The organism is Azospirillum brasilense, from assembly GCF_008365405.1.
Classification (GTDB): domain Bacteria; phylum Pseudomonadota; class Alphaproteobacteria; order Azospirillales; family Azospirillaceae; genus Azospirillum; species Azospirillum brasilense_D.
This window is the reverse complement of record NZ_QOKV01000059.1, coordinates 1-3336: the sequence shown is the minus strand read 5'-3', so window position 1 is coordinate 3336 and position 3336 is coordinate 1. Positions and strand designations below refer to the sequence as shown.

Genomic DNA, 3336 nt, shown 5'->3' with positions numbered 1-3336 from the left:
TCCTGAAGGACCCGGAGACCGAGGGCATCATCATGATCGGCGAGATCGGCGGCGACGCCGAGGTCAAGGGCGCGGAGTTCATCCGCGACTCCGGGACCAAGAAGCCGGTCGTCGGCTTCATCGCCGGGCGCACCGCGCCTCCGGGCCGCCGCATGGGCCACGCCGGCGCGGTGATCTCCGGCGGCAACGACACCGCGGACTTCAAGATCGACTTCATGAAGTCCGTCGGCATCGCCGTCGCCGACAGCCCCGCCAGCCTGGGCTCCACCATGCTCAAGGTCTTCAAGGGCTGATCCGTTTTCGTCGCAGTGGTGTTTTCCCCGAAGTGACTGACCGCGCCGGCAACGGCGCGGTCTTCTTTGTTGTGTATTCGGACAGGGAAGGGGGCTGTTTCCGCAATGTGGAAAGCTGAAAACGAAGCGTTGCGGCGAGTGGTCTGACCAGTCATCTTGGTCTTGCACAGGGTGCTTCACCCTTTGTATCGGGCAGGTTGTTGCTCTGCATTTATGCGAGCCTCTCGAAATCACTGGCCGTGCTGGCAACAGCACGGCCATTTTTTTGCTCTCACCGATCGATCGTCCGGGCGAGCGCCAGGAAGCCGGCGATGTAATCCACGCTCTCCTCGCCGCGGCGGACGCCGAGATGAATGCTCTTGCCGATCCCCGCGTTTCCCAACCGTACGCTGCGGATGGGCAGGCCGGCGCCATCCTCGCGCACCAGCCAGTCCGGTAGGACGGTGACCCCGCGCCGGGCGGCGACGAGATGAAGCATCAGGTCGGTCGACTCCGCGGTCTTGTGGCGACGCGGACGGCAATGGGCGGGGACGAGGAAGCGGGTGTAGACGTCCAGCCGTTCCAGGCTGACCGGGACCGTGATCAGTTCCTCCGCGCGCAGGTCTTCGGGCTGCGCCACGCCCCGCGTGGCAAGCGGATGCGCCTCATGCACCACGAGGACGAGTTCATAGTCGAAGACCGGCGTGAACAGGACGTCGGCGGTCTCGATGGGGTCGGGCGTGATCAGCAGATCGATTTCGTTGTCGAGCAGCGCGCCCAGGCCGTCGAAGCGGAAGGCGGTGCGGACCTCGAAATCCACGTCCGGCCATTGCGTTAGATAGCGGGCGGTCATCCGCATCAGCCAGGCTTGGCAGGGATGGCATTCCATGCCCACCCGGAACGCCCCGCGGCGGCCCGACGCGAAATCGGCGAGAACCCGTTCGGCGTGCTCGAACTGCGGCAGCAGGCGCTGCGCCAGCGCCAGAAGATGCCGGCCGGCCTGGGTGAAGCGGAGGCTGCGCCCCTTCTTCGTCCAGATTTCGACGCAGCAGCGTTCCTCGAACTTGCGCATCGTGTGGCTCAGCGCCGATTGGCTGAGATTCAGGCGTTCGGCGGCGGCGGTGACGCTGCCCACCCGATCCACCTCCCGCAGGATCGCGAGGATCTGGCGGTCAAGCATTCATGACTCCGGTTCATGCATTCATGAGAATATACCACTACTATTCATGATGCCGGGTCGGTAAGCCTGGGGCAATCGCCACAGAGCCAGTCCCGAGGACCGTCATGAGCCAAGCCGCCACCAACCTTTATGCTCACGGGACGGCGAACGTTCTGCGCTTGGCGACCGCGCAGGCGCTGGCCGGCGCCAACGCGGTGGTCGTCTATGCGACGGGGGGCATCGTCGGGCACACGCTGGCGCCGAGCCCGGCGCTGGCCACGCTGCCGCTCTCCGTCTTCGTCGTGGGCATGGCGCTCTGCACGATTCCCGCCGGGGCCATCGCCCGGCGCCATGGGCGGCGCGCCGCCTTCCTGGCGGGGACGGGGTGCGGCGTGCTCGTCGGGCTGCTGTCCGTCCTGGCGGTGATTCTGGGGAGCTTCTGGCTGTTCTGCGCGGCGATGATCCCAGGGGGTGCCTACGCCGCCGTGGTTCTGTCCTTCCGCTTCGCCGCGACCGATTGCGTCGAACCAGAGCGGCGGCCGCGGGCGATGTCGGCCGTGATGGCGGGCGGGGTGTTCGCCGGAGTCATCGGACCGCAACTCGTCACCGTCACCATGGATATCTGGCCGCCGCACCTGTTCCTGGCGACCTTTTTCGCCCAGGCCGCCGTTGCGGCGCTGTCCGCCCTGGTGCTGGTCGGCGTGCGGCTGCCGATGCCGACCGCCGCGGAGGCCGCTGGGGGCCGCCCGCTCGGGGTCATCGCGCGCCAGCCGCGATTCGTCACCGCCGTGCTGTGCGGGGTCGTCTCCTATCTGCTGATGAACTTCATCATGACGGCGGCCCCGCTGGCGATGCGGCTGTGCGGCCTGTCGCAGGAGGTGTCCAACCTCGGCCTGCAATGGCATGTGATCGCCATGTACGCCCCGAGCTTCGTCACCGGGCGGCTGGTCGAGCGGTTCGGCGCGTCCCGCATCGTGTTCACCGGCTTGGCGCTGATCGCCGCCTCCGCCGTGGTCGGGCTGGGGGGCATCGACGTGGCGCATTTCTGGGGGAGCCTGATCCTGCTGGGCGTCGGCTGGAACTTCGGCTTCCTCGGCGCATCCGCGCTCGTCCTGGAGTGCCACCGTCCGGAGGAGAAGACGCAGGTGCAGTCGCTCAACGACTTCATCGTGTTCGGTACGATGGCCTTGGGGTCTTTCGCGTCCGGAGGTCTGCTGGCGGCGTTCGGTTGGGACACGGTGCTTTGGGTGTCCTTCGTGCCGCTGGCGGCGGCCATCGCGGCGCTCGCCGTCACGGCATCGTCCCGCGCCGCGTCCGCGACCGCTTGAAAGCGGCCGACGCCTCGTCCGTTCGATTGCGAGAACACCATCAAGTCCCGCCCTCAGGGCCGGGCTGACCCTCCCGGCTGTCCGGTTTCCAGAAGCCGGAAAAATTTTCGGATGAAAAGCGCGACCCACCAAAAGTTCGTGTTGCCAACAATCATGTCTCTGGCATACCATATGCCGTATCTGGAGCGCCACGAACGCAGGGACGGCGTGACCGGCTCTCCAGCACACCAGTGAACCATGACTCACATCGGCACGAAACAAGGCCGCCCATGACGCGGCGATGCGGACGCTCGCTCGGACTCCGCCTCGCCCGCCCAAGGGGACCCTCATGCCCGGTATCAAAGCGTCGCAATCCCACGGGAGGGAATGATGGTTGGATCGACAGAATCCCAGAGGCCAGCTTTTAACAGTTCCGGCGGCTCGCAGGCGCCCATCTCCGACGGCGCGCGCTGGATGCAGATCGTCGTCGGCATCGTCTGCATGGTGGCCGCGGCCAACATCCAGTATGCCTGGACGCTGTTCGTGCCGGAGATCCAGGCCACCCATGGCTGGACCCGCGCCTCGATCCAGACCGCCT

The 3336-nt window shown here is 66.6% G+C and carries 2 protein-coding genes and 1 pseudogene; 2 read left to right on the top strand and 1 reads right to left on the bottom strand.

What is annotated here, in order from left to right; translation table 11 throughout:
- Positions 1-293, top strand: a pseudogene (locus tag DS837_RS31650) (succinate--CoA ligase subunit alpha); the annotation flags it as partial.
- A gap of 271 nt (positions 294-564) precedes the next feature.
- Here the strand turns inward: DS837_RS31650 and DS837_RS31645 are convergent.
- A complete protein-coding gene (locus DS837_RS31645; RefSeq protein WP_149168375.1) occupies positions 565-1452 on the bottom strand; it encodes a LysR family transcriptional regulator in 888 nt (295 codons plus the stop codon).
- A 104-nt stretch (positions 1453-1556) separates the two neighbouring features.
- On the opposite strand from DS837_RS31645, the gene DS837_RS31640 reads away from it, so the two are divergent.
- A complete protein-coding gene (locus tag DS837_RS31640; RefSeq protein WP_149168374.1) occupies positions 1557-2759 on the top strand; it encodes an MFS transporter in 1203 nt (400 codons plus the stop codon).
- Positions 2760-3336 lie beyond the last annotated feature (577 nt).

Excerpts from the sequence above, each read along its gene's own strand:
- DS837_RS31645 (WP_149168375.1), bottom strand. The coding sequence starts at position 1,452 with ATGCTTGACCGCCAGATCCTCGCGATCCTGCGGGAGGTGGATCGGGTG.
- DS837_RS31640 (WP_149168374.1), top strand. The coding sequence starts at position 1,557 with ATGAGCCAAGCCGCCACCAACCTTTATGCTCACGGGACGGCGAACGTT.